The 24,684-nt window shown below is 69.0% G+C and carries 22 protein-coding genes (1 of these 22 cut by a window edge); 10 read left to right on the top strand and 12 right to left on the bottom strand.

Going from position 1 to position 24,684, the window contains the following annotated elements; translation table 11 throughout:
* Positions 1-109 precede the first annotated feature (109 nt).
* From PARN5_RS0115300 to PARN5_RS0115255, 10 genes are all read right to left on the bottom strand, one after another.
* On the bottom strand, positions 110-610 hold the full coding sequence (locus PARN5_RS0115300) for an acetone carboxylase subunit gamma (RefSeq protein ID WP_026155474.1): 501 nt from the start codon (positions 608-610) through the stop codon (positions 110-112).
* Between the two features lie 70 nt (positions 611-680).
* Positions 681-2,996, bottom strand: coding sequence for a hydantoinase B/oxoprolinase family protein (locus PARN5_RS0115295; protein WP_018000644.1), 2,316 nt, complete (start codon positions 2,994-2,996; stop codon positions 681-683).
* 20 nt (positions 2,997-3,016) lie between these two features.
* Positions 3,017-5,170: a hydantoinase/oxoprolinase family protein gene (locus PARN5_RS0115290; RefSeq protein WP_232419413.1), complete on the bottom strand. Its 2,154-nt coding sequence runs from the start codon at positions 5,168-5,170 to the stop codon at positions 3,017-3,019.
* Positions 5,171-5,302: 132 nt separating this feature from the next.
* On the bottom strand, positions 5,303-7,144 hold the full coding sequence (locus PARN5_RS0115285) for a helix-turn-helix domain-containing protein (RefSeq protein ID WP_026155473.1): 1,842 nt from the start codon (positions 7,142-7,144) through the stop codon (positions 5,303-5,305).
* 146 nt (positions 7,145-7,290) lie between these two features.
* Positions 7,291-7,725 (bottom strand): winged helix-turn-helix domain-containing protein, encoded by a 435-nt coding sequence (locus PARN5_RS22305; protein ID WP_018000641.1) that lies wholly within the window; start codon positions 7,723-7,725, stop codon positions 7,291-7,293.
* 226 nt (positions 7,726-7,951) lie between these two features.
* Positions 7,952-8,890 carry a pirin family protein gene (locus PARN5_RS0115275; protein WP_018000640.1) on the bottom strand — a complete coding sequence of 313 codons (939 nt, stop codon included), beginning with the start codon at positions 8,888-8,890 and terminating at the stop codon, positions 7,952-7,954.
* An 84-nt stretch (positions 8,891-8,974) separates the two neighbouring features.
* Complete coding sequence (locus PARN5_RS0115270) at positions 8,975-9,496, bottom strand: gluconokinase (protein ID WP_346420683.1); 522 nt, start codon at positions 9,494-9,496, stop codon at positions 8,975-8,977.
* Positions 9,493-10,866, bottom strand: a complete 1,374-nt coding sequence (locus PARN5_RS0115265) for a GntP family permease (protein ID WP_018000638.1) — start codon at positions 10,864-10,866, stop codon at positions 9,493-9,495. Before PARN5_RS0115265 ends, PARN5_RS0115270 begins: the two co-directional genes overlap by 4 nt.
* 98 nt (positions 10,867-10,964) lie before the next feature.
* Positions 10,965-11,246 carry a hypothetical protein gene (locus PARN5_RS22300; protein ID WP_018000637.1) on the bottom strand — a complete coding sequence of 94 codons (282 nt, stop codon included), beginning with the start codon at positions 11,244-11,246 and terminating at the stop codon, positions 10,965-10,967.
* Between the two features lie 62 nt (positions 11,247-11,308).
* Positions 11,309-12,070: an FCD domain-containing protein gene (locus tag PARN5_RS0115255; protein ID WP_018000636.1), complete on the bottom strand. Its 762-nt coding sequence runs from the start codon at positions 12,068-12,070 to the stop codon at positions 11,309-11,311.
* A 136-nt stretch (positions 12,071-12,206) separates the two neighbouring features.
* Here PARN5_RS0115255 and dld point away from each other — a divergent pair, with 136 nt between their 5' ends.
* On the top strand, positions 12,207-13,916 hold the full coding sequence (dld, locus tag PARN5_RS0115250; RefSeq protein ID WP_018000635.1) for a D-lactate dehydrogenase: 1,710 nt from the start codon (positions 12,207-12,209) through the stop codon (positions 13,914-13,916).
* Between the two features lie 145 nt (positions 13,917-14,061).
* Positions 14,062-14,625 (top strand): 2'-5' RNA ligase family protein, encoded by a 564-nt coding sequence (locus PARN5_RS0115245; protein ID WP_036745025.1) that lies wholly within the window; start codon positions 14,062-14,064, stop codon positions 14,623-14,625.
* A 5-nt stretch (positions 14,626-14,630) separates the two neighbouring features.
* On the opposite strand, the gene PARN5_RS0115240 is transcribed toward PARN5_RS0115245, so the two are convergent.
* The gene (locus tag PARN5_RS0115240; RefSeq protein ID WP_018000633.1) at positions 14,631-15,314 is read right to left on the bottom strand and encodes a DnaA N-terminal domain-containing protein; all 684 of its coding nucleotides are present in this window, start codon (positions 15,312-15,314) and stop codon (positions 14,631-14,633) included.
* A gap of 488 nt (positions 15,315-15,802) precedes the next feature.
* Between PARN5_RS0115240 and PARN5_RS0115235 the strand changes: the two genes are divergently transcribed.
* From PARN5_RS0115235 to PARN5_RS25140, 5 genes are all read left to right on the top strand, one after another.
* Positions 15,803-17,107 carry an AAA family ATPase gene (locus tag PARN5_RS0115235; protein ID WP_018000632.1) on the top strand — a complete coding sequence of 435 codons (1,305 nt, stop codon included), beginning with the start codon at positions 15,803-15,805 and terminating at the stop codon, positions 17,105-17,107.
* On the top strand, positions 17,104-18,213 hold the full coding sequence (locus PARN5_RS0115230) for a ParB N-terminal domain-containing protein (RefSeq protein ID WP_018000631.1): 1,110 nt from the start codon (positions 17,104-17,106) through the stop codon (positions 18,211-18,213). The genes PARN5_RS0115235 and PARN5_RS0115230 overlap by 4 nt, the downstream gene beginning before the upstream one ends.
* 121 nt (positions 18,214-18,334) lie before the next feature.
* Positions 18,335-18,574 (top strand): AbrB/MazE/SpoVT family DNA-binding domain-containing protein, encoded by a 240-nt coding sequence (locus PARN5_RS0115225; protein ID WP_018000630.1) that lies wholly within the window; start codon positions 18,335-18,337, stop codon positions 18,572-18,574.
* Positions 18,571-18,981: a type II toxin-antitoxin system VapC family toxin gene (locus PARN5_RS0115220; protein ID WP_018000629.1), complete on the top strand. Its 411-nt coding sequence runs from the start codon at positions 18,571-18,573 to the stop codon at positions 18,979-18,981. Before PARN5_RS0115225 ends, PARN5_RS0115220 begins: the two co-directional genes overlap by 4 nt.
* 67 nt (positions 18,982-19,048) lie before the next feature.
* Positions 19,049-20,032 carry a DUF1403 family protein gene (locus tag PARN5_RS25140; RefSeq protein WP_018000628.1) on the top strand — a complete coding sequence of 328 codons (984 nt, stop codon included), beginning with the start codon at positions 19,049-19,051 and terminating at the stop codon, positions 20,030-20,032.
* On the opposite strand, the gene PARN5_RS0115210 is transcribed toward PARN5_RS25140, so the two are convergent.
* Positions 19,989-21,005, bottom strand: a complete 1,017-nt coding sequence (locus PARN5_RS0115210) for an AraC family transcriptional regulator (protein ID WP_026155470.1) — start codon at positions 21,003-21,005, stop codon at positions 19,989-19,991. The two genes, PARN5_RS25140 and PARN5_RS0115210, sit on opposite strands and share 44 nt — an antisense overlap.
* Positions 21,006-21,141: 136 nt before the next feature.
* Here PARN5_RS0115210 and PARN5_RS0115205 point away from each other — a divergent pair, with 136 nt between their 5' ends.
* The 3 genes in view from PARN5_RS0115205 to PARN5_RS0115195 are tightly spaced (at most 12 nt apart) and all read left to right on the top strand, a layout consistent with a single transcriptional unit that may run on beyond the window.
* On the top strand, positions 21,142-22,794 hold the full coding sequence (locus tag PARN5_RS0115205; protein WP_018000626.1) for an acyl-CoA synthetase: 1,653 nt from the start codon (positions 21,142-21,144) through the stop codon (positions 22,792-22,794).
* Between the two features lie 3 nt (positions 22,795-22,797).
* Positions 22,798-23,565, top strand: coding sequence for an SDR family NAD(P)-dependent oxidoreductase (locus PARN5_RS0115200; RefSeq protein WP_018000625.1), 768 nt, complete (start codon positions 22,798-22,800; stop codon positions 23,563-23,565).
* Between the two features lie 12 nt (positions 23,566-23,577).
* Positions 23,578-24,684, top strand: partial view of an acetyl-CoA C-acyltransferase gene (locus PARN5_RS0115195; protein WP_018000624.1) — the 5' portion only. It continues 72 nt past the right edge of the window; only the first 1,107 of its 1,179 coding nucleotides appear in the window; the start codon lies at positions 23,578-23,580; its stop codon lies beyond the right edge, outside the window.

Raw genomic sequence — 24,684 nt, 5'->3', positions numbered from 1 at the left:
CTGGCACAAGACTACCCGGTTTCGCCGCGCCTTGCCTGTCCGATTTTCGGACATTGCCGGGGTGGCCATGTCGCCATGGCCACCCCCTTTGCGGATCGGGATCGGCGGCTCAGGCGCGTTCCGGGACCGGCAGCCCCAGCCAGTCCTTGTAGAACGCCTCGATATCGGGCTCGAAGTCGTGGATCACCGGATACCACGGCGTCGGCGCCTCGACATCCAGCAGGTCGCCCGAGATCGGACAGAAATATTCGCGGATCACCTGCCATTCCGGCGAGGGCGCCATCAGCCGGGGATAAAGCTCCTCCATCTGCGCGGCGGTCTCGCGCACGCGGACACGGGCGTGCAGTTTCCAGTTCTGGTCCCATTCGCAGAAATCGTGCCCGGCCTGGCTGCGGATGATCCATTTCCTGTCGGATTTGCGCTGCACGATATAGAGCTTGGGCCCCAGCGGCAGGATGATCGGATCGTCCCATTCGACCTGTTCCTGCAGGATCTCCAGATAGATCTGGAAGCGTTCCTTGTCCTTGGGGGTCGAAAGCATGGTGTGCAGGGTGTCGCGGTCGATCTTGCCGTCCACCAGGTCTTTGATCTTGGCTTTGGTATAGGCCATCTGTTCCTCCATTGGATGGGCCTTGAAAGGGTCGGCTGCGCCCAAGGGGGGACGGGCGCAGCCGGGGCGGTCATTCCTCGACGAATTGCACCGTCTTCACATCGGGAAGCTCGGAGATATCCATCGAGTATTCGCGCCCGTAGGAGGGGATCGGCAGATCCGCTTCCATCAGCCGCCAATCGGCCGGCAGGTCCCAGAAGCTGCGGAACTGCTGCTCGAAGCGCGGGCCGAGCTTGAACGACGCGGCAAACATCTGCTGGACATGCACGCCGGCCTCCTTGGCCAGGATGCGCTTGCGCTCGCCCGCCATCCAGTCCTGGGTCGGCACCGATTCCTCCAGCCGCTGCTTGCGGATCCGCTTGCGCAGGGCCGTGGTCGCGGCCTGATCGACGCCTTGCAGCCCGTCTCCGGCGGCCGCCAGCACCACGCCATAGACGCTTTCGGCAAAGCGGGGCAGCAGATAGCCGCCGTTCACGTCATCGACCACCTTCTGCGGCTCGCGGTCCAGGGGATCGCCGAAGCCCGGCCCGCCGCGCATGTAGTTCAGATAAAGGTCATAGTCCTTGAACATGGCCTCGGTGGTGATGGCCTGCTTGTCGCGCTTGATCCGCGCGTCGGGCAGCATCGCCTCCCAGACCGGGTGCTCGGGGTCGGTGTCGCCGCCATGCGGGATGGCGCCGCCCTCGGCGATGATCTCTTTGAGCCGGGTGTCATGCGCCTCGAAACGATAGCCCGAGGCGGCGGGATAGCCGCCCATCAGCCCCCAGTCGGAACTGATATGGCCGTTGCCCATGAAGAACATCGTCCAGTCCTTGGCGTTCCAGACCATGCGCAGGCTTTCGAAGCCGCAGCCGCCGCGATACTTGCCGGCCCCGCCGGAGCTGGCCTTGATCTGCCGGCCCAGATAGACCAGCGGCTCGGCCAGTTCCCAGATCTCCATGTCGCCCATGTCGCCTTCGGGGTTCCAGACCGCGGCGGCATGGCTGATGCCGTCCATGTGGGCGGTGGCGCCGACGCCGTTCGCCGCGCATTCGAACGAGTTCACGGCATGGATCTCGTCATACTGGTTGAAGCCGCCGCCTTGCAGCCAGTTCGAGGTATTGGCATTGCCCGCGTTCACCTCTTCCAGGTAGCCGCGCCCGAAATAGGCCCGGCTGAGGCCGCGCCACAGCGCCGTCCAGGAACTGACCAGGAAGTGCCAGCTATAGCTGAAGGCGACGCGGCGGTCGTCGGGGTTCATCCAGGTGCCCTTGGGCAGGCGGAACTCGGTGCCGTAGGCGGCGCCGTCGTTGATCATCTCGGTCGGGATCAGCGATTGCGTCATCATCACCCAGATGCCCGAGGTGAAGCTGACCTGATGCGCGTTGTAGGTGTGCCAGCCCCAGCGGGACGAGCCCTCGAAATCCAGCCGCCAGGTGCCGTCCGGGCGGATGGTGATCTCGGAGGGCGTGTGCATGATCGTGTCGACCTTGGCGAAATCGGACGGCACCCGCACGTCGTCATGCGCATAGGGCACGTCCACGAAGCCCACCTGCCGGTACTTGCCGGGAATGGTCATCGCCTTGATGCGGGCCTGCAGGCCGATGCGGCCATGCTCGACCGATTCATAGGCGAATTTCCAATAGGCCTCGATGCCCTCGTCCGCGATCACCTCCTCGACCAGCTTGCGGATCATGTGGCAGCCGGCGACGCGGGTGCGTTCGTCCAGCATCCAGTAACGGGTGGTGCGCACCATGCGCTGGCTTTCATGCAGCCAGTCGCGCTTCAACTCGTCGTTCTCGCCGATCTTGCGGCAGGTGATGGAATAGCCGTCGCCGAAACGCTGCACCTGGCCGGTGGACATCGAGCCCGGCCCGACCGAGCCGGTGTCGATCACATGGGTGACGCCGCCGACCCAGCCGATCAGCTCGCCCTCGTGAAAGATCGGCACGATGGTGTGGATGTCGCAGGGGTGGACATTGCCGATCAGGCTGTCGTTGTTGCAGAAGATGTCCTTGTCCTTGATGCCGGGGTTATGCTCCCAGCCGTTCTCGATCATGTATTTGATCGCCGCGCCCATGGTGCCGACATGGATGATGATGCCGGTCGAGGTCAGGATCGAATCGCCCGCCGCGTTGTAGAGGGTGAAGCACAGCTCGCCCTCCTGCTCGACGATGGGCGAGGCGGCGATCTTCTTGGCGGTCTCGCGCGCATCGACCACCCCGGCCCGCAGCCGCGAGAACAGCTTGTTGTATTTGATCGGATCGCTGTCGCGCAGCTCCAGGCGGTCGAGGCCGGCGTAATGTTTCGTCCGCTTGGTGGCCTCCATCAGCCGGTCGCGGTGCTGCTTCAGCGTCTCGCCGCCGCGGACGATGCCGCGCGTCTCGACTTTGGATTGCATGTTCATGATGTTTCCTCCCCGGGAAATCAGACTTCTTTCAGGTGGAACAGGCGGTGACCGTCCAGGAACGTCTCGAAACCGCCCGGCACCACGAAGGTCGTCGCGTCGGATTCGATCACGGCGGGGCCGGTGATGCGGTTGCCAGGCTGCAGTGCCTCCATCCGGTAAAGCTGGGCATCGACCCATTGCTTGTGCCGATAGAACTTGCGCGTGCCGAGCTTGGCCTCCTCGGGCGGGGTGGGGCCGGCCTCGGGCTCTTTCGGGATCTTCGGCTTCGGGATCGGCACCGTGCCGCGCATGATCGCGCCGGTCACCGAATAGCCCAGCTCGGGCGATCGGGCCGAGGCGGCATAGACCCGGCCATAGGTATCGTTGAAGGCCTCGACCAGCTTGTCCCAATCCCCGGCGGAATGGGCGTGCAGGATCGGGCTTTCGATTTCCAGGTCGTTCAGCTGGCCGCGATATTGCATCCGGAAACCCGGCTGCAGTTGCACGCGGTCGGCGGTGTAGCCGTTGATCTCGAATTCCTCGAGCACGCGCTCCTTCAGCTCTTCCCAGGCGGCTTGCAGGGTTTCGGCCTGCGTGACCTTCAGGTCGGCCGAGGCATCCTCGGCGATGTTGATGTCCAGCGACTTGTCATAGCGGTATTCGAAATCCGCCGCCGCGCAGCCGAAGGCGGAAAAGCCCGCCGCCCAGGCCGGCACGATCACGTCCTCGAAGCCCAGTCCCTCGGTATAGCCATAGGTATGGACCGGGCCGGCGCCGCCATAGCTGAAGCAGACGAAGTTGCCCGGTGTCGAGCCCTTGCCCGAGATCATCGAGCGCAGATAGTCGCGCAGGTCGCTGTCCAGCAGTTCGATGACGCCCGCCGCCGCATCCTCGACCGAGAGGCCCAGCGGGTCGGCGATCTGCTCCTTCATCGCGTTCCAGGCGCGTTCACGGTCCAGCTTGACCTGCCCGCCCAGGAAATTGTCGGGGTTCAGATAGCCCAGGATGACATGGCAGTCCGAGATGGTGACCGTCTCGATCCCCGACTCAGCCCAGCAGACGCCGACGCGATAACCGGCGCTGTCCGGGCCCAGCTTGATCGCCTTGGTATAGGGGTCCAGCCGGATGAACGAACCGGCGCCCGCGCCGACCGAATCCATCGCCACCAGCGGCAGCGATAGCACCAGCCGCGCCATGTCGGGGTCGTTGCGGATCGTCAGTTCGTTCTGGGTGATCAGCGCCACGTCGAACGAGGTGCCGCCGATATCCGAACAGGCGATGTTGGAATAGCCCAGCACCTCGCCCAGGTATTTGGCGCCGATCACGCCGCCGATCGGACCCGAGACGATGGTGCGCGCCAGTTCCTTGGCCTTCCACGAGATGGTTCCGCCATGCGTCGCCATGACCCGGAAATCGAATTTCGAGCCGTTCTCCTTGAAGGCCGAGGTGATCTTGCTCAGCGTCTGGCGCGAGGGCTCGGCGGCATAGGCCTCCAGGATCGTGGTGTTGGTGCGGTGCGTTTCCTTGCGCACCGGATAATAATCGGTCGAGGCAAAGACCGGGATGCTCTTGCCCGACGCATCCACTTCCTCCTGCACGATATCGCGCACCCGGCGCTCATGGCCCGGGTTGCGATAGCTGTGCAGCAGCGAGATCACGATGCCCTCGACATCCTGCGCGATCAGGTCGCGGGCCGCCTGGCGGGCGGTATCCTCGCGCAGCGGGATGACCACGGTGCCGGACATGTCCACCCGCTCCATGACGCCGCGCGTCAGGTGGCGCGGCACCAGCGGCTCGTCGTAGTAATGCGTGTTCAGGTGGATGCGGTCCTCATAGGCAAAGCCCAGATAGGCCTGGATCGCGCGGCCCATGCGGTGGAAATCCTCCATCCCGGCATTGACGATCAGGCCGCAACGCAGGCCCTTGCGCTGCACGACGCGGTTCAGCATCGCGGTGCCGGAATAGACGCCGGTCTGGATTTCGGACAGCGCATCCTTCAGCGACAGCCCCCAGTGATCCAGCCCCTCCCTGGCGCTGGCGATCAGGCCGAGCGCCTCGTTCTGCGGCGTCGATTGCGCCTTGCCGACGACGAAATCGCCGTCGCTGTCCACGAAGAACGTGTCGGTCATGGTGCCGCCGGCGTCGATGCCCAGCACCTGCACTTTTCGATTGTTGGATTTGTCCAATGGCACGGTTTGCTCCTCCCATTGCGCCACCTCCCCGTGGCGTAGGGTCAGGATGTCGTGCCGGCCGGCGCCCGTGTTGTCCGGTTTTCGGACAGTGCATCGGACATGCTGCGGACGCAGCGCCGCAGCGCGGAAGGCTCAGCCGCGACGGCTGCGCGGCACGCCGTATTGTTCCAGCTTGAGATACAGCGTCGAGCGCGAGATCCCCAGCCGCCGCGCCGTCTCGGTCATATTGCCGCCGCATTGCGCCAGGGCATCCAGGATCTCGGCCCGCTCGCGATCGCGCAGGGTGTCGTCGCGCGCCTTGCCCGGCCCCTGCGCGATGGCCTGCGGCAGGTCGGCCACGTCGATCAGCCGGCTGAACGAGGTGGCCGACAGCGCCTCGATCAGATTGCGCAATTCGCGCAGGTTTCCCGGCCAGCCATGGGTCTGCAGGCGCAGCATGGCGGCGGGGGTAAAGCGCAGGACGCTGCCCTTGCGCCGGTCCGAATACAGGTCCGAGAACCGTCTTGCCAGCGGCTCCAGGTCGGCCCGGCGCTCGGCCAGGGCCGGCAGGCGCAGGACGGCGCCGGACAGGCGGAAATGCAGATCCGCCCGCAGCGCGCCGGCCGCCAGGCGCTCGGACAGCGGGACCGAGGACAGGCTGATGAACTGCACCGGCACCCCGGATTCGCGGCCCAGATGTGCCAGCGCCTGGGCCAGCAGCGCCTGCACCCCGAGCGGCGTCTCGGCCGGCTCGTCCAGAACCAGCGTGCCCCCGGTTTCGGCCAGCCGGGCCAGCATGCCGCCCGCCGCACCGGCAAGACCGCCCTGCGCTGCGCGCAGGCCCTCGGCATCCAGCAGGCTGCAATCCACCACCTCCAGCGGCAGTTGCGCCAGCGGACCCGCGGCATGCAGCGCGCGGGCCAGGGTTTCCTTGCCGCTGCCGACCGCGCCCTTGATCAGCAGGGGAACCCCGCTTTTCACCAGCTCCAGCGCCTCGGCGCAGATCGCGGCCAGCGCCGGGCCGGTTTCGGCGATGGCGGCAAGCCCGGCCTGCGCCGCGGCCTGGCGCGGACGCTGGCTGGCAAAGGCCAGCATCAGCCCCAGGGCCTCGCCGTTTTCCGAGATCAGGTTCACATCGGCCTCGGGCAGCGCCTCGCGCATCCGCCCGGCCAGCGCGCGGGGATCGCTTTCATCGCCCGGGGCGGGGCTGGCGGCAAGCTCATCCAGCACGCGCCCGCCGGCGCTGATGCGCTCTTCGATGCGGGCGAAGTTCTCGCTGGCCCAGACCCGGTTGCCGTAGCGGTCCAGAAGCAGCAGCTCCTCGCCGCCGCGCCCGCGCCGCGCCAGCAAGCGGTCGATCAGGATCTGGTGCTCCTGCAGGCCCAGCAGACGCAGCGCGTCCTCGATCTGCATGGCCAGGCTGACCGACAGCGCCGCACCTTGGCGCAGGTTTTCATCCGAAGGCGCCGAGATATCGACCGCGCCCAGGATACGCTTTGTCATGGGGTCGCGAACCGGAGCCGCGGCGCAGGACCAGCGCTGGATCTCTTCGCAGAAATGCTCGACCCCGGCGATGCTGACGGGCTGGCCCAGATGCAGCGCGGTGCCGATCGCATTGGTGCCGATGGCGCGCTCGTCCCAGCGCCCGCCCGGATGCAGGTGGTTTTCCGCGCCTCGGGACCGGACACGGGCGTCGCCGGTGGCGTCCAGCACCATGCCCGACCGGTCGCAGAGCAGCAGCATGGCCCCGGCGCCGTCCAGCATGTAGCCCGCCCGCGCCACCGCATCCCGCGCCGCCCGCCGCAGCCGGTGGTTGCGCTGACGGATGGCGCGCAATTCGTCATCCGCGACCGAGGGCGCGCATTTCAGCCCCCTCAGCCCGACGCTGTCCCGTGATCTGACCCAAGACCTGAGCACGATTTCGCGAATGCTTGGGGGCACGCTCCCCAAGGCGCGAAAGCGTTCCCAGTCCTCCTTCTGGATGCTCTCAGCCATGTCCGGCCTCTTGTGAGGTGGGGAGTATAAGGCAACCTCGGACCCCTCATGTCAAGAAACGGATCGGAATCATGCGGACGCCGGGCAAGCATCATCCCGCCGACCGCTCCCTGTCTTTCCCCAAGCACCGCAGAGCGGCACCGCAGTCATCCAGGCGTCGGGCAACGGCATCGAACAAGCCAGCGGCGCACCAGTTTCAGCACCAGCGGCGCGGTCGTGCCGATCATCACATCGACCGAGCGGTCATAGGGCGCCCAGTTGCGGCTGACGGTCAGGTCCAGCAGCTGGTCGCGGCTCAGCACCCGGCCGGGCCGCTGCGCCAGCACGCTGAGCAGGTTGAACTCCTGCGTGGTCAGGCTCTGCGCCCTGCCCCGCGCGTCCCGCAGCACGCGGGCGTCGAGGTCCAGCAGCCAGCCGTCGAAGCCGATCTGCCGCGCCGCACCATCCTGCGACGGGCTCGCGGCCGCGGGCAGGCGGCACAGGAAAGCGCTGAGCTTGCGGTCATCCTCGACGAAGAGAATGCGCTGCGGCGGTTCCATCTCGGGCGTCTGGACCGGCACACCGGTCGGGCTGGGCATCATGGCGGGGCGTTCCGTCGGGCTTGGCTGCGGGTGGTTCAAGCGTCGGGAAGTCTGGAGATTTCCTGAACATAGCCGAGCAAAACCGGCCTTCATAGCCCCCCCGCAGAGCCGTTGGCGCCTCCGCCCGTTCAGCCGGCCCGACCTCGCTGGATCATCCTTCGCACCGCTGCTCATCCACCGGCAGGGCCCAGCCGCGACCGCCGCGTTCGACACCTGTGCCGCCTTCCTAGCGATCCGGCAGCGGGATGAATTCGTCGCGGTCGGTCGGCGGCAGGTCGAACAGCCCCTGCCCCCAGTCGGCCGCGCGCCATTCCGCCTTGGCATGTTCGATCCGCTCGCGCGACGAGGCCACGAAATTCCACCAGATATAGCGCGGCCCGTTCATCGTCGCCCCGCCCAGCGCCATCAGCCGCGCGCCCCGAGGCCCGGCAGCCACAGTGATGCGGTCGCCGGGGCGGAACACCATCATCCGCCCGGCCTCGAATTCCTGCCCGGCGATGCCGACCGAGCCCTGGGTGATGTAGAGCCCGCGGTCCTCGTGATCGTCCGGCAGCGGGAAGCGCGCGCCGGGTTGCAGGACCACGTCCAGGTAGAAGGTGTCCGAATACAGCGTCACCGGCGCCCGCTCGCCATAGGCATGGCCCAGGATCAGCCTGGCCTCGACGCCCTCGGCCTCGATCCGGGGCAGCGTGTCCTTGCCGTGATGCTCGAAGGTCGGGTCCATGTCCTCGCGGTCCTCGGGCAGCGCGATCCAGGTCTGGATGCCGAACAGGCTGTGCGGGCCCGCCCGGCCCTGGGTCGAGGTGCGCTCGGAATGGCTGACGCCCTTGCCGGCCACCATCCAGTTCACCGCCCCGGGCAGGATGACCTGGTCGCTGCCGATGCTGTCGCGGTGGTGGAAATCGCCGCGATACAGATAGGTGACGGTGCCCAGGCCGATATGCGGATGCGGGCGGATGTCGACGCCCTGCCCGGTCAGGAACTCGGCCGGCCCGGCCTGGTCGAAAAAGATGAACGGCCCGACCATCTGGCGGCGCGGCGCGGGCAGCGCCCGGCGCACCTCGAAACCGCCCAGATCGCGCGAGCGTGGCACGATCAGGGTCTCGATCTGGTCGATGCCGATCGCATCGGGGCAACCTGGCTCAAGCGCGGGGTTCCAGCTCATCTCGGCTCTCCTCGTGGTGGACATGGCCCAAGTGACGGGGCCCAGGTGACAGGGCCCAACGCGGCGCGGGCCATGTCGGGTCCGTCACGCCGCCTGCGACGTCAGCCCCAACAGGCGCAGGGCCAGCGCGACCTGCTCCTCGACCGGCAGCGCCATGTCGACGACGACGCCGTCCTCGTCCGGGCCCAGCATCTCCAGCGTCGCAAGCTGCGAATCGAGCAGCTTCGCCGGGAAGAAATGCCCCTCGCGATGCGCCAGCCGCTCTTCCAGGATGGCCCGCGTGCCATGCACATGCAGGAACCGCACCCGGGGCGCGCCGCTGCGCAGGATGTCGCGATAGCTGCGCTTCAGCGCCGAACAGCCCATGACCGAGCTTTCCCCGGCCGCCTCATTGCGGGCGAACTCCGCCGCCAGCGCCTGCAGCCAGGGCGCGCGGTCCGCGTCGGTCAGGGGGATGCCGGCCGCCATCTTCTCGACATTGGCGCGCGGGTGGAAGCTGTCGCCCTCGATGAAGCGCCAGCCCAGCACCTCGGCCAGCGCGCCGCCGGTGGTGCTTTTCCCGCTGCCGGACACGCCCATGACGACGATATGCATCGGCGCGCTCACAGCAGCCACCAGCCCAGCAGGGCAAAGCCGAAGGCGATGCCGCCCAGCAGCGTCTCCATCACCGTCCAGGTCTTCAGCGTGGTCTTTTCGTCCATGTTCAGAAAGCGCCCGACCAGCCAGAAGCCCGAATCGTTGAAATGGCTCAGCACGGTCGCGCCGCCGGCGATGGCGATGACCAGGAAGCAGCGGTCCAGTTCGGACAGGCCGGTGGTCGCGGCGACGGTCGGCGCGATCAGCCCGGCGGTGGTGGTCAGCGCCACCGTGGCCGAGCCCTGCGCCACCCGCAGCGCGGTCGCGATCACGAAGGCCGCGACGATCAGCGGCATGCCGACGCTGTCGAGGCTACCGGCCAGGGCCTGGCCGATGCCGCTGGCGCGCAAGACGCCGCCGAACATGCCGCCGGCGCCAGTCACCAGGATGATGGCGCAGATCGGCCCCAGCGCGCCGTCCATCAGCTTCTCGACCTCGGCCGCGTCGCGGCCCTTGCCCAGCAGCGCCATGGCGGCGATGACGGTGATCAGCAGCGCCACCGAGGTCTGGCCGATCAGCCGCAGCACCGTGACCCAGCCCGCCTCGGCATCGATCGCGCCCATGGTCGCCAGCGTGTTCAGCCCGGTGTTCAGGAAGATCAGCGCCAGCGGCAGCAGCAGCACGAACAGCACCGTGCCGAAGCTGGGCGGCACGCGGTCGTGCTTCGCCTCGGTCGCGCCCAGGATCTGGGGCACCGGCAGCACGAAGCGATGCCCGGCCCATTTGCTGAACAGATAGCTGCCCAGGAACCAGGTCGGGATCGCCACCACCAGCCCGACGATCAGCAGAAGCCCGATGTCCGCGCCCAGCAGGTCGCCGGCCGCGACCGGGCCGGGGTGCGGCGGCACCAGGGCGTGCATGACCGCGAAGGCCCCGGCCGCCGGCAGCGCGTAAAGCAGCACCGAGCCGCCGAAGCGCAGCGCCACGCTGAAGATGATCGGCAGCATGACCACCAGCCCGGCGTCGAAGAAGATCGGAAAGCCGAACAGCAGCGAGGCCACGCCCAGGGCCAGCGGCGCGCGCTCGGCGCCGAACTGGTTGATCAGCCGGTCGGCCAGCACCTGCGCGCCGCCGGTGACCTCCAGCAGCCGGCCGATCATCGCGCCGAAGCCCACGAGCAGCGCCACCGTCGCCAGCGTCGAGCCGAAGCCCTCGAGCAGCGTCGAAATGACCTTACCCATCGGGATGCCGGCGATCATGGCCGTGACCAGGCTGACCAGCACCAGCGCCACGAAGGCATGCAGCCGGAAGCGCATGATCAGGACCAGAAGCAGCAGGACCGCGCCCGCCGCAATCATGAGCAGCACCGGGGTGCCATAAACGGGTTCAACCGCGTTCATCAAATCTCCTCCCAAGCAAAGTCCCTTGCGTCACCGCGCCGGCCAACCGGCTATGTTAGCGGTAACGTGCGCCGCAATACGCGATCCGAGGCGAAAAGTTAATATGTTTTTGTCTCCTGCCCGCTCGTCTCCCGCGCGCTGGTCAGGGCGGCATGGATCAGCCGCATCTCGTCCGACAGCGCCAGCTCCAGCGCCGCGCCCTCGGGGTCCAGCGCGCCGGGATCCTCCTGCCCGTCCGGCATGATCTCGCGATCCTCCAGCCATTCCAGCAGCGCCGCGCGCAAGCCCGGCGGCGACAGCGCCAGAAGCTGCGCCAGCAGCCGGCGATGCGCGATCAGCCGGCCTTCGAGCGCATCGAGCCGGGCGTCGAGCCTGTCCATCCGCGTTCCCTCCCTGATTGCAGGGCCATCATGGCATGGAAGCGGCGCCCGGCAAAGCCGGCTCAGCGCGGGGTCAGGCTGCCGCCCTCGATCCGGCGCAGCGACACGTCCAGCCGCGCCTCGGCGGCGGCGATCTCGGCCAGCGCCTGGCGGGTATAGCGCATATGCGCCTCGGCCGCGGCCGAGGCCGCCAGCGGGTCGCGCGCCATCACGCCGTCATGGATGGCACGGTGCTGGCGCCGCAGCACCTCGCGCACCTCGGCCCGGGCATAGAGCTTGTCGCGGTTGTGGAACACGCCGCGCCGCAGCATCCCCGACAGCGCCCGCATGATCTGCAGCAGCACGACATTGTGGCTGGCCTCGTAAAGCGCGACATGCAGATCGACATCCGCCTCGGCCTCGGCGCGCGGGTCGGCGGCATCGTGGGCGGCCTCGATGCGCCGCATGCAGCCGGCCAGGGTCTCGCGGTCCAGGTCGCTGGCGCGGCGCGCGGCCAGGCCCGCCGCCATGCCCTCCAGCGTGGCGCGCAGTTCCAGATAGTCCTCGACCACCTCGACGCGCGAGGCCATCAGCGCGACCAGCGGATCGGTGAAGCTGGTCGCAAGCGGCGCCACCCGGCGCCCGCCGCCGGGATCCGCGACCAACAGGCCGCGCTGCTCCAGCAGCTTCAGCCCCTGGCGCAGCGTCGGGCGCGAGACCTCGAGCCGCAGCGCCAGCTCGCGCTCGGCCAGCAGCGGATCGCCCGGCCGCAGCGAGCCCTCGAGGATCAGATCCTCGATATGGCGCGCCGTAGCCTCGGCCGCCGTCCGGTTCTCGTCGCCCATGCCGCGCCCCCTGCCCCGGCCCCGCGCCGGCAGGTCAAGCTAACCGCAGCATCGGTCCTGGTGCAATCGGTTTTCCCGGTTGACGGCAATGGTCAACTGACTTTACCACGGACCGGCGACGACCCGGAGCCAGACCATGACCGCACCCGTCCCCACCGCGCGCGCCGCCCTCCTGGAGCAGCTGCGCCAGATCGTCGGGCCGGCGCATGTGCTGACCGCGCCACGCGCCACGCGCCGCTTCACCCGCGGCTTTCGCTATGGCGGCGGGCCGGTCGCCTGCGTGGTGCGCCCGGGCTCGCTCATCGAGATGTGGCGCGTGCTCAATGCCGCCGTCGCCGCCGGCCGGGCGGTGATCCTGCAGGCCGCGAATACCGGGCTGACCGGCGGCTCGACCCCCTGGGGCGATGACTACGACCGCGAGATCGTGCTGATCTCGGTCATGCGGCTGAAGGGCATCCACCTGATCGACGGCGGCGCGCAGGTGCTGTGCCTGCCCGGCGCCACGCTGGACGCGCTGGAAAAGCGCCTGCGCCCGCTGGGACGCGAGCCGCATTCGGTCATCGGCTCCAGCTGCATCGGCGCCTCGGTTCTGGGCGGCATCTGCAACAATTCCGGCGGCGCCCTGGTCCAGCGCGGCCCGGCCTATACCGAGCTGACGCTTTATGCCGAGGTGCGCGCCGACGGTTCCGTCGCGCTGGTCAACCACCTGGGCCTCGACCTGGGCGATACGCCGGAACAGATCCTCGCCCGCGTCGAATCGGGCGAACTGCCCCTGCCCTCGCCGACCGAGGCCTGGGCCTCGGACCGCGACTATGCCGACCATGTCCGCGACATCGCGGCCCCGACCCCGGCCCGCTTCAATGCCGATCCGCGCCGGCTGCGCGAAAGCGCCGGCTGCGCCGGCAAGCTCGCGGTCTTTGCCGTGCGGCTGGATACATTCGCGGCCGAGACGGACAGCGCCGTCTTCTATATCGGCAGCAACGACCCGGACGAGCTGACCGCGCTGCGCCGTCACATGCTGGCGCATTTCGCCAACCTGCCGATCGCCGGCGAATACATCCACCGCGATGCCTATGATATCGCGGCGAAATACGGCAAGGACACCTTCCTGTTCATCCGCCACGCCGGCCCCGACCGCATGCCCGCGCTTTTCGCCGCCAAGGCGCGGATCGACGCGCTGACCGAGCGGCTGGGCCTGGGCAGCACGCTGTCGGACCGGCTGGCGCAGGGCATCGCCGCGCTGATGCCGCAGCACCTGCCGGCGCGGATGAACGGCTTTCGCGACCGTTACGAGCATCACCTGCTGTTGCGCATGGGCGGGGCCGGCATCGCCGAGGCGCGCGCCCATCTTGGCGCGGTCTTCCCCTCGGCCAGCGGCGCCATGTTCGAATGCACGCCCGAGGAGGGCCGGGCCGCCTTCCTGCACCGTTTCGCCGTGGCCGGCGCCGCGGTGCGCTATCGCGCCATCCATGCCCGCGAGGTCGAGGACATCGTGGCGCTGGACATCGCCCTGCCCCGCAACAGCCGCGACTGGTTGGAACGGCTGCCGCCCGAACTGGACGCGAAACTCGCCAGGAAGCTCTATTACGGGCATTTCTTCTGCCATGTCTTCCACCAGGATTACGCGGTGAAGAAGGGCGAGGACTGCCTGGCGGTCGAGCACGCCATGTGGCGCCTGCTGGACGCGCGCGGCGCCGAGTATCCGGCCGAGCACAATGTCGGCCATCTCTATCAGGCCAAGCCCGCGCTCGCGGAGTTCTATCGCCGGCTCGACCCGACGAACAGCCTGAACCCGGGCCTGGGCCAGACCGCGAAATGCGCGCATTGGCATATGCCGGAAGGCTGAGTCCCGGCGGCGCGCAAGCGGCCGGGGGCGCTGCCCCCGGACCCCCGGGATATTTGGACAAGAAAGAAAGACGCGGCGCAGTGCTGGCGTTTGTTCTGGTTATGTTCTAATATTGGAGGTCAGCCAGAGAGGAATCGTCATGTTCATGGACAAGTCGCAGCCGCTCCCCCCGGCCGGGCCCGCGCACAAGATCTTCTTCGCCGCCGTGCCGCCCGAGCCGGTGGCGGCGCGCATGGCCGAGGTCTGGCGCCTCAGCGGCATGTCCGCGCCCTTGCGGCGGCGGGTGCTGCACATGACCATCCAGATGGTCGCCGAAGCCGAGATCGTCGATGCGGCGCTGGCCGGGTTCCTGAGCCGGCCGATGCAGGATTTCCGCTTTCCCGCCTTCGACATCACCTTCGACCGCATCGCCAATTTCGGCAGCCGCGCGGCGCGGCGCCGGCCGCTGGTGTTTACCACCCGCGGCCAGGAGGCGACGCCGAACGCCTTGGCCCGTGCCATCCGCCGCCGCTTCGCGCCTTCCGGCTGGCCCTTGCCGGCGATGTATGTCACGCCCCATGTCACCGCCGCCTATGGCCGGGCGCTGCCGGAATCGCTGCGGCTGGTGCCGCCGATCCATTGGCATGTCGACGAGCTGGTGCTGATCGACAGCCTGCAGGGGCTGACCACGCACCTGCCCCTGGCCCGCTGGCGGCTGGACGAGGCCTGAGCGGCTCACGGACCCAGCACGCGCACTTTCGCGATGCGGCCGTCGCTGCGGCGCACGGCGATGCGCAGCCGCTCGATCAGATGCGTCTCGACATAGCTGGCGTGAAAGCGGCTGGGGGCAAAGAGCGTCAGGCAGTCGCCGGCGACGCCCGCCTCGGTCAGGCCGGCGAACCAGGCGTCGAACAGCGCGCGATCCTCTTCGGCGAGCCGCGCCCGGGCCTCGCCCCAGAGGCTGCCGGGTTCGGCCGGCAGGGCCGGTTCGGCGCGGTGCAACGGCACGACATTGCTGGCGGGAGGCGCGCTCTCGCCGCCGATGCGGGCGACGAAATCGGGGCCGATGTTGTCCCATTCCGGCTTGGTGTCCAGCAGGATGCGGTCGAGGTTCAGCCCCAGCACCGAGACGCGGCCGCGCGCGCCCTGCTGCTTGATCTCGAGCCAGCCGAGCGCGCGCAGCTTGGCCATCTCGCGTTTCACCGTGCGTTCGTCGACGCACCACAGCCGGGCGATCTCGCGCTGGCCGATGGTCAGTTCGTCGCGCTGCCAGTTGTAGCGCGTGGTGATGAGGACCATCAGGCGCAGGATCAGCCGCTGGCGATGCTTGTCGCCGGCGAGCCCATGCGCCATCATCGCGCTGAGCAAATCATATTTCTTGGCCGCGGCCTCACGACCGACGGCGCGGATCACCTGCATGGCTCGTCCTGTCCCCGGCTGGTGCCGGATGCCTTCATTCACTGCTCGCAGAAGTCCCGCCTTTTGACGGTGACCCCGGGATGGCGCCGACGATCTGCTGTCGTCTGAAACGCTTTTCGCCATCTGGAGCTCATTTGCGTCCTGTTCGCCGATTCTGTCAAGCGCTTTGCCGGCGGAGCGGAATTGCAGCCCAAATCATCAAAGAAAAAACGGTATCAATGGTATAGGGGGACTCGTTGGGCGTCCCTCTATGCGGGGCTTTTGTCCCCCAATCGGGCGGCGAAGCGGACGCTGCGTCCCCCTTTTCGTCCGCGGGATCGGCGTGCTGCGCGGCGCCGGGGGCTTGGGCGATTCGGCCGGCAGGGGCTGGAAATCGCGGGTTTTCCGGGCTTTGACGCTTTCAGTTAAAACGGCTTTTGCCAAAAGCGCAAATCCGGCGTAAAAGCGGATTGGAACGAAATCTGCGTCCTAATAAATACAGGCATCCTATGTATACGCATGAAGACCTCGCCAAGCTGCAGGCGCAATCGCTGAAGATGCAGGGCTGGATCCGGCGCCAGACCTTCAGCCCGGCCAGTGAGAAGACCCTGCGGCGGTTCTCGAGCTGGGAGGTGGCCGAGCTGATCTTTCGCATCAACCAGTCGACCTTTCGCGGCAAGCTGGCCGCCGACCCGAACCTTCCCCTCGGGGAAGTCGAGGAGGACGGCCGCCAGCGTTGGTTCTCGCTGGACGAGATCAACGAGCTGCGCCGGCGGGTGCGGATCAACCGCAAGACGCTGATGCCCTATCGCCCGGAGGGCAAGCGCGCCTTTCGCGCCGCCATCGCCAATTTCAAGGGCGGCGCCGGCAAGTCGACGGTGGCGCTGCATTTCGCCCATGCCGCGGCGCTGGACGGCTATCGCGTGCTGGTGGTCGACTTCGACCCGCAGGCGACGCTGAGCCATTCCATGGGCCTGACCGACGTCGGCGAGGACCATACCGTCTGGGGCATCATGGCCCGCGACCTGGAGCGCGAGACGGACCGCATGAACAATGCCGCCGCCGGCGCCGAGTCGGGGACCGCCCTGCCCCGCCGCAAGCTGCCGACCTCGATCCGCGCCATGGGCCTGGGCAGCCTGCGCCCGGCCGATTTCATCAAGCCGACCGCCTGGTCCACCATCGACATCGTGCCGAGCTGCGCCAACGCCGCCTTCGTCGAGTTCGCCAGCGCGCAATACCGGCACCTGAACCCGGAATGGACCTTCTTCGGCGCGGTGTCGCGCTTCCTGGATAGCCTGGCGGACGACGCCTATGACCTGATCCTGTTCGACTGCCCGCCGGCCATCGGTTACCAGTCGATGAATGCGGTCTTTGCCGCCGACATGCTCTATATCCCGTCGGGGCCCGGCTATTGGGAATACGACTCGACCACCAGCTTCATCGGCCAGCTCTCCGAGGCGCTGGAGGACCTGGCGCATGGCTTCGACAACTTCCCCACGGGGAAGATCAAGCTGCCCAAGGCCTTTGCCGACATCCGCTTCCTGATGACGCGCTATGAGCCCTCGAACGAGCTGCACCAGGCGATGTTCGGCGCCTTCAAGCAGGTCTTCGGCGAGCATATGGCCGAGCATCCGATCGAACTGACCCGGGCGGTGGAGCAGTCGGGCCGCTTCCTGTCCTCGATCTACGAGATCGACTATCGCGAGATGACGCGCGGCACCTGGCGCCGGGCGCGCGCCACTTTCGACCAGGCCTATGAGGAGTTCCGCACGCGCCTGGTCGCGGCCTGGGACAAGCTGGAGGGTGAGGCATGAGCCGCAAGCGCCGCGTCTTTGAAATCGACATGCCGGACGAGCCGGCGGCGGAGCCGCCCGCCGACTTCCCCGCGGGGAAGGACGAACGCGAGCAGCGCCGCGGCCCGATGGCGACCGCGATCAGCGAAACCGCCGAGTCGACGCGCGACCGTGCCCGGCTGGAGGCGCAGATCCGCGCCGAGAACGACGCCCTGGCGCAGGAGCATGTGCGGCTGAAGCGCGCCGGGTTGATCACCGACATGATCCCGCTGGATGCGATCGACACCCGCAAGCTGATCCGCGACCGCGCCCCGGGCGCAGATTACGAGCTGGCCGAACTGGTCGAGTCGATCCGCGACATCGGCCTGTCGAACCCGATCCGGGTCGAGCCGGCGGGCGACGGCCGCTATGAGCTGATCCAGGGCTGGCGCCGGCTGTCGGCCTATCGCCAGCTGCTGGAAGAGACCGGCGACGCCGAAACCTGGGGCCGGATCCCGGCCGGGATCGCGGCGCGGGGCGACGAGCTGGAGAGCCTGTATCGCCGCATGGTCGACGAGAACCTGGTGCGCAAGGACATCTCGTTTGCCGAGATGGCGCAGCTGGCCTTGCATTACGCCATGGACCCGATGACCGAGGAGCACGACCCGGAAAAGGCGGTGGCGATCCTGTTCAAGTCGGCCGGCTATCAGAAGCGCAGCTATATCCGCAGCTTCATCCGGCTGATGGAAGGCCTGGGCGAGACGCTGATGTATGCGCCCGAGATCCCGCGCGCGCTGGGGCTGGCGCTGTCGCAGCGGCTGGACGAGGTGCCGGGCACGGCGGCGGCGATCCGGGCCGAGCTGAAGGACTGGGACACGCGCAGCATCAAGGACGAGCTGGATATCCTGCGCCGCTATGCGGGGCAGGGCGGCGACGAGGGTGCGGCCAAGCCCGCGCCGCGCGCCCATGCCCCGACCGTCCCCGCGGGGAAGGCGCGGACCACCTTCCAGATCGAGCGGCCGCAGGGCAGCGCGAAATGCACCGCCGCAAACGGCCGGCTCGAGATCCGGCTGCCGCGCGATTTTACCGCCGTGGACCGGCGGCGGCTGGAGGCGGCGGTGCGCGCCATGCTGGAGAGCCTCGACTGAGCGGCGGGCCTGCTGGGCGGGCCTTCCCCGTGGGGAAGGTCGCGCCGTCTTCCCCGCGGGGAAGGCTTGCGAGGCCGGGGTGCGCGTGGTAATACTGGCGGTAATACCAAGGAGAATCGCCATGCGCATCACCATCAAGGGCCAGGTCACCATCCCGCAGGAAGTCCGCGATTTCGCCGGTTTCCAGCCCGGGACCGAGGTCGAATTCCTGATCGGCGACGATGGCGTGGTGCGCGTGGTCGCCGCCGATAGCGCGGGCGACAGCCGCGGCCGCCGGCTGGAGACGGCGCTGGCCGGCCTGCGCGGCAGCGCCGACACCGGGCTTTCCACCGACCAGATCATGGCGCTGACCCGGGAATGACTCCGGTCCTGGTCGACGCCAATGTCCTGATCGACATTGCGACCGACGATCCGCGCTGGGGCGGCTGGTCGGCGCGGATGCTGTCGATGCTGGGGCAGGGCGCGCGGCTGGTCATCAACCCGCTGATCTATGCCGAGGTCTCGGTCGCGCATAGCCGCATCGAGACGCTGGACGCCGTGCTGCCCGAGGACGTGTTCCACCGCGAGCCGCTGCCCTGGCCGGCGGCTTTCCTTGCCGGCAAGGCCTATCTCGCCTATCGTCGGCGCGGCGGCAGCCGGCAGGCGCCACTGCCGGACTTCTATATCGGTGCCCATGCCGCGATCCGGGGCTATCGGCTGCTGACCCGGGATCGCGGCCGCTACCAGAGCTATTTCCCCGGCGTGGCGGTGATCTGTCCCGACAGCTGAATGGGGCTTCCGGTAGTCCGCGCGATCGGCTTATTCTGCGGATATGAAGCGTTGCGAGGCAGCAGGCGTGCCGTCCGATCCCGACCCATCCTATCACGGCAAAGCGGCTCCTGGCCAGCTTTTCGACGCGGCCGCCTGGGGCGCGGCGCAGGCGGGGCTGGCCGAGGCGCTGGCGCGCGCGAGCCTGGCGCTGGGGCGGCTGGACGGGATGCTGGCCGCGCTGCCGGACGCGGCGCGGGCGGGTGCCATGACGCGGCTGGCGCTGATCGAGCTCGAGGCGATGCTCTGGGCGCAGGGCACGCCCTTGGAGCGCGAGGAGATCGGCCGCGACCTGATGGAGGCGCGGGCCGGCGCCGACCTGGAGGCGATGCGGCTGGCGCGCTGGGGCCTGCGGCGGCTGGAGGGGCAGGGCAATCCGGCCGACCTGCGCGGCTTTCTGGGGCTGCATCGGGCCGAGGTCTCGGGGCTGGACGAGATGCTGGCGACGCGGCCCACGGGCGGCAGTTTCGACGCGGCGGCGGCGGAGTTTCACGACATGGCGACGGGCTTGGGCGCGGTGGCGCCGCTGGCGCGGGGGCCGGCGCTGCGCATGGCCTGGCGGATCTGCGGGCTGTCGGCGCCCGAGGTGCTGGCCGAGCCGGCGGTCTGGACCGCGCGCGACATGGCCCAGGGCTGCGAGGCGCTGCGCTTCGTGCCCTTCGGCCGGCACGGGCGCGGGGTCTGGGTCGAGGGCGGTCCGGCGCCCGAGCGCATGGCGCGGCACCTGGCGGCGGTGACGGCGGGGCTGGTCGAGGCGCGGCAGGAGCTGGTGCGGGTCGCCGACTGGCAGGCGCGGGCGCTGGCGGCGGTGGCGCGGATCAAGGGCGAGAACCCGGCCCGCGTCGTCTCGGCGCTGGCGGCGCATCCGATCCTGAGTGCTTCGATGCTGGAGGGGCTGGCCGGCATCAGCCGCGACACCGCCGAGCGGCTGCTGCTTCGGCTGCAATCGCTGGGCCTTGCGCGCGAGATCACCGGGGCGCGGCGCTTTCGGCTGTGGGTGCTGGCGGGCTGAGCCGGCGGAAGGCGCCGGGCGGGATGCCGGCCTGTTTCAGGAAGGCGCGGTGGAAGGCGCTGGGTTCGCCGTAGCCCAGCCGATGCGCGATCTCGGCCACGCTGAGGGGGGTGTCGCGCAACAGCTGGCGGGCGGCGCGCAGGCGGATCTCGGCCCGGATGGCGCCGTAGCCCTGGCCCTCGGCGCGCAAGCGGCGGCGCAGGGTGGCGGGCGACAGGCGCAGATCGGCGGCGAGGCGGTCGAAATCGGGCCAGTCGGCGGGGGGCGTCGCCTGCAACCGGGCACGGATGCGGGCCGTCAACCCCTGGTCGTGGCGATAGCGGATCAGGATATTGGCCGGCGCGCCGCGCAGGAAGCCTTGCAGCGCCTTTTCCTGGCGGATGATCGGCAGGGCCAGGTAGCTGGCGGCAAAGCGCAGCCGGCTGGCGGGCTGGTCGAAATGCACCGGCGCGCCGAAGAACTGGAGGTAGTCGCCGCGATCCTCGGGCGCGGCGCAGGCGAAATCGACCCGCATCAGCGGGATGCGCCGGCCGATCAGCCAGCACATCAGCCCGAGCAGGATCAGCCAATAGGTGCGATAGGCGAAGGCGCGGCGGGGCGCGGCGCGGTCGGTCAGGCGGATCTCGGCCATGCCGTCCTGCACGGCCAGCGCGCCCGTCGGGTCGTCGAGCAGCACGGCAAGGAAGCTCAGCGCCCGGCGCAGGGCGTTTTCCAGCGTGCCGGCATGGACGGTCGCCTGGCACAGGAGCTTGAAGCTGCCCGGGCGCATCGGCCGCGCGCCCTCGGCGAAGAACTCGTCGCCGACCGCATCGGCGATGGCGAGCCAGAGCCGGCCGTATTGCACGTTCGAGACCGGCTGGCCGCGGTCGTGGATGCCGGCCGCGGCCAGGAGCGGCCCCGGATCGATGCGGCGGCGATAGAGGCAACCCAGCGCGTCCTCGACGAAGCCGGGCGAGATCATGCGGCGTTCCACGGGCGGTCCATCTTGCAAAACCGATCAGATAATCTGGCCGGGAATGACATTGTTTGCAATGCCGGGCGCGCTAAGCTGGCCGGGAACTCGGAGGAGCCGCGCCAAGCTTGGGTTGGGCGGTGAGTGGGAGAAACACATGATGGCGAAGGATCTCGCCCGGTCGCGGCCGGGTTATGAGCAGGCCGTGGCGCGGTTCAGCATCGCGGCGGCGATGGAAGGCTTGCAGGGCGATCTGCAAGGCGGGCTGAATGCTTGCGTCGAATGCTGCGACCGGCATTGCGGTGCGGGCCGGGTGGCGCTGCGCTGCGTCTCGGCCGAAGGCGCGTTGCGGGACTATACGTTCGAGGAGCTGCGCGACCTGTCGGCGCGGGCTGCGAACCTGTTTCGCGACAAGGGCGTCAAGCCGGGCGACGTGGTGGCCGGGCTGCTGCCGCGCACGGTCGAGCTGGTCGCGGTGGTGCTGGGCGCCTGGCGGCTTGGGGCGGTCTATCAGCCGCTGTTCACCGCCTTCGGGCCCAAGGCGATCGAGCACCGGCTGGCGACCAGCGGCGCCAGGCTGGTGGTGACGAATTCCGCCCAGCGGCCGAAGCTGGACGAGATCCCCGACCATCCGCTGGTCGCCACGGTGGGCGAGGCGGTGCCGGCGAGCGACGTGGATTTCCGCGCCGGGCTCGACGCGGCCTCGGACCAGTTCGAGCCGGTGATGCGGCGGGGCGACGATCTGTTCATGATGATGTCGACCTCGGGGACGACCGGCCTGCCCAAGGGGGTGCCGGTGCCGCTGCGGGCGCTCTTGGCCTTTGGCGCCTACATGCGCGAGGCGGTGGACCTGCGCGAGGGCGACGTGTTCTGGAACATCGCCGATCCGGGCTGGGCCTATGGGCTTTATTATGCGCTGACCGGCCCCCTGCTGCTGGGGCAGGCGACGATCCTTTACGAGGGCGGGTTCACGCCGGAGTCGACCTATGGGCTGATTGCGCGGCTGGGGGTGACGAACCTGGCCGGCTCGCCCACCGCCTACCGGATGCTAATCGCGGCCGGGCCGGAGGCGGCCGCCGCGGTCAAGGGCCGGTTGCGCGTGGTCAGTTCCGCCGGCGAGCCGCTGAACCCCGAGATCATGCGCTGGTTCGCCGAGCATCTGGCGGTGCCGATCCATGACCATTACGGCCAGACCGAGATGGGCATGTGCGTGAACAACCACCACGGGCTGGAGCATCCGGTGCGTCCGGGCTCGGCCGGGCTGGCCATGCCCGGTTATCGCGTGGTGGTGCTGGACGAGGCGGGGCGCGAGCTAGGGCCGAACCAGCCCGGCGTGCTGGCCATCGACCTGGAGCAATCGCCGCTGATGTGGTTTTCCGGCTATCTGAACCAGCCGAAACTGTCCGGGCGCTATTACTCCACCGGCGATTCCGTCGAGTTCGAGCCCGACGGCTCGGTCAGCTTCATCGGCCGGGCGGATGACGTGATCACCAGCTCGGGCTATCGCATCGGGCCCTTCGACGTGGAAAGCGCGCTGATCGAGCATCCGGCGGTGATCGAGGCGGCGGTGGTCGGCGTGCCCGACCCCGAGCGGACCGAGATCGTCAAGGCCTTCGTGATCCTGGCGCAGGGGGTCGAGGGGACGGACGCGCTGCGCGAGGAATTGCAGGGCCATGTCAAGCGCCGGCTCTCGGCCCATGCCTGGCCGAAGCTCTTGGATTTCGTCACCGAGCTGCCGAAGACGCCCTCGGGCAAGATCCAACGCTTCATCCTGCGCAGGGCGGAAGTCGAGAAACAGGCGAAGGCGTAGGACATGGATATTCGGGACAAGGTGTTTCTGGTCAGCGGCGCGGGCTCGGGCCTGGGGGCGGCGGTGGCGCGGATGGCGGCCGGCGCCGGCGCGCGGGTCGCGCTGCTGGACGTGAATGCCGAGGCGGGCGAAGCGGTCGCGGCGGAACTGGGCGCGGCGGCGCGCTTCCTGCGCTGCGACGTGACCAGCGCCGAGGACGGCGCGGCGGCGGTGGCGGCGGCGGTCGCGGGTTTCGGCCGCGTCGACGTGGCGGTGAACTGCGCCGGCGTGGCGCCGGGCGAGAAGATCGTCGGCCGCGACGGGCCGCACCGGCTGGAGAGCTTTGCCCGCGCCATCCAGATCAACCTGGTCGGCACCTTCAACATGCTGCGGCTGGCGGCCGATGCCATGGCGAGGAATGCGCCGAATGCCGGGGGCGAGCGCGGGGTGGTGGTGAACACCGCCTCGGTTGCGGCCTATGACGGGCAGATCGGGCAGGCGGCCTATGCCGCCTCGAAGGGCGGCGTCGCGGCGCTGACCCTGCCCGCCGCGCGCGAGCTGGCGCGGCACGGCATCCGCGTCGTCACCATCGCGCCCGGCATCTTTGCCACGCCGATGATGGCCGGGCTGCCGCAGGAGGTGCAGGATTCCCTGGGCGGCACGGTGCCCTTCCCCTCGCGGCTGGGGGATCCGGGCGAATATGCGGCGCTGGTGCGCCATATCGTCGAGAATGCCTATCTGAACGGCGAGGTCATCCGGCTGGATGGCGCGCTGCGCATGGCGCCGAAATAAGGAGAGTTTCGCATGACCGATCCGATTGTCATCACCGGCGCGGCCCGCACGCCGATGGGCGGCTTCCAGGGCGATTTCGCCGGGGTCGAGGCGGCCGCGCTGGGCGCGACCGCGATCCGGGCCGCGCTGGGGGGCCTTGATCCGCAGGCGGTGGATGAGATCATCATGGGCTGCGTGCTGCCCGCCGGCCAAGGCCAGGCGCCGGCGCGCCAGGCGGCGCTGGGCGCCGGGCTGCCGCTGGGGGCCGGGGCCACGACCGTCAACAAGATGTGCGGATCCGGCATGAAGGCCGCGATGCTGGGCCATGACCTGCTGCTGGCCGGTTCCGCCGATGTCGTGGTCGCGGGCGGCATGGAGAGCATGTCGAACGCGCCCTATCTGCTGCCCAAAGCGCGCGGCGGCTATCGCATGGGGCATGGCCAGGTGCTGGACCATATGTTCCTGGACGGGCTCGAGGATGCCTATGACAAGGGCCGGCTGATGGGCACATTCGCCGAGGATTGCGCCGAGGCCTATCAGTTCACCCGCGAGGCGCAGGACGAATTCGCCATCAGCTCGCTGACCCGGGCGCAGAAGGCGATTGCCGAAGGGCGCTTCGCGGCGGAAATCGCGCCGGTGACGGTCAAGGGCCGCGGCGGCGACACGCTGGTCGAGATCGACGAGCAGCCGGGCAAGGCGCGGCTCGACAAGATCCCCGGGCTGAGGCCGGCCTTCCGCAAGGATGGCACGGTGACGGCGGCGAACAGCAGCTCGATCTCGGACGGGGCGGCGGCGCTGGTGCTGATGCGCCAGTCGCAGGCCGAGCGGCGCGGGCTGGTGCCGCGGGCGCGGATCATCGGTCACGCGACATTCGCCGACAAGCCGAACCTGTTCCCGACCGCGCCCATCGGTGCGGTGCGCCGGCTGCTGGAGCGGACCGGCACGGGTCTGGGCGATTACGACCTGTTCGAGGTCAACGAGGCTTTCGCCGTGGTCGCCATGGCGGCGATGCGCGACCTGGGCCTGGCGCATGACGTGGTGAACGTGAACGGCGGCGCCTGCGCGCTGGGCCATCCGATCGGCGCCTCGGGCGCGCGGGTGCTGGTGACGCTGCTGTCGGCGCTGGAAGGGCAGGGGTTG

The sequence above is a fragment of the Paracoccus sp. N5 genome (assembly GCF_000371965.1).
In the GTDB taxonomy this organism is placed as follows: domain Bacteria; phylum Pseudomonadota; class Alphaproteobacteria; order Rhodobacterales; family Rhodobacteraceae; genus Paracoccus.
Note: the sequence above shows the minus strand (reverse complement) of the source record. Positions and strands in the feature narration are given on the sequence as shown.

Coding starts and splice junctions, on each gene's coding strand:
- PARN5_RS0115285 (WP_026155473.1), bottom strand. CDS start 7,144: ATGGCTGAGAGCATCCAGAAGGAGGACTGGGAACGCTTTCGCGCCTTG.
- PARN5_RS0115300 (WP_026155474.1), bottom strand. CDS start 610: ATGGCCTATACCAAAGCCAAGATCAAAGACCTGGTGGACGGCAAGATC.
- PARN5_RS22300 (WP_018000637.1), bottom strand. CDS start 11,246: ATGGACAGGCTCGACGCCCGGCTCGATGCGCTCGAAGGCCGGCTGATC.
- PARN5_RS0115255 (WP_018000636.1), bottom strand. CDS start 12,070: ATGGGCGACGAGAACCGGACGGCGGCCGAGGCTACGGCGCGCCATATC.
- PARN5_RS0115245 (WP_036745025.1), top strand. CDS start 14,062: ATGGACAAGTCGCAGCCGCTCCCCCCGGCCGGGCCCGCGCACAAGATC.
- PARN5_RS0115235 (WP_018000632.1), top strand. CDS start 15,803: ATGTATACGCATGAAGACCTCGCCAAGCTGCAGGCGCAATCGCTGAAG.
- PARN5_RS0115295 (WP_018000644.1), bottom strand. CDS start 2,996: ATGAACATGCAATCCAAAGTCGAGACGCGCGGCATCGTCCGCGGCGGC.
- PARN5_RS0115225 (WP_018000630.1), top strand. CDS start 18,335: ATGCGCATCACCATCAAGGGCCAGGTCACCATCCCGCAGGAAGTCCGC.
- PARN5_RS22305 (WP_018000641.1), bottom strand. CDS start 7,725: ATGATGCCCAGCCCGACCGGTGTGCCGGTCCAGACGCCCGAGATGGAA.
- PARN5_RS0115240 (WP_018000633.1), bottom strand. CDS start 15,314: ATGCAGGTGATCCGCGCCGTCGGTCGTGAGGCCGCGGCCAAGAAATAT.
- PARN5_RS0115205 (WP_018000626.1), top strand. CDS start 21,142: ATGATGGCGAAGGATCTCGCCCGGTCGCGGCCGGGTTATGAGCAGGCC.
- PARN5_RS0115200 (WP_018000625.1), top strand. CDS start 22,798: ATGGATATTCGGGACAAGGTGTTTCTGGTCAGCGGCGCGGGCTCGGGC.
- PARN5_RS0115230 (WP_018000631.1), top strand. CDS start 17,104: ATGAGCCGCAAGCGCCGCGTCTTTGAAATCGACATGCCGGACGAGCCG.
- PARN5_RS0115220 (WP_018000629.1), top strand. CDS start 18,571: ATGACTCCGGTCCTGGTCGACGCCAATGTCCTGATCGACATTGCGACC.
- PARN5_RS0115265 (WP_018000638.1), bottom strand. CDS start 10,866: ATGAACGCGGTTGAACCCGTTTATGGCACCCCGGTGCTGCTCATGATT.
- dld (WP_018000635.1), top strand. CDS start 12,207: ATGACCGCACCCGTCCCCACCGCGCGCGCCGCCCTCCTGGAGCAGCTG.
- PARN5_RS0115275 (WP_018000640.1), bottom strand. CDS start 8,890: ATGAGCTGGAACCCCGCGCTTGAGCCAGGTTGCCCCGATGCGATCGGC.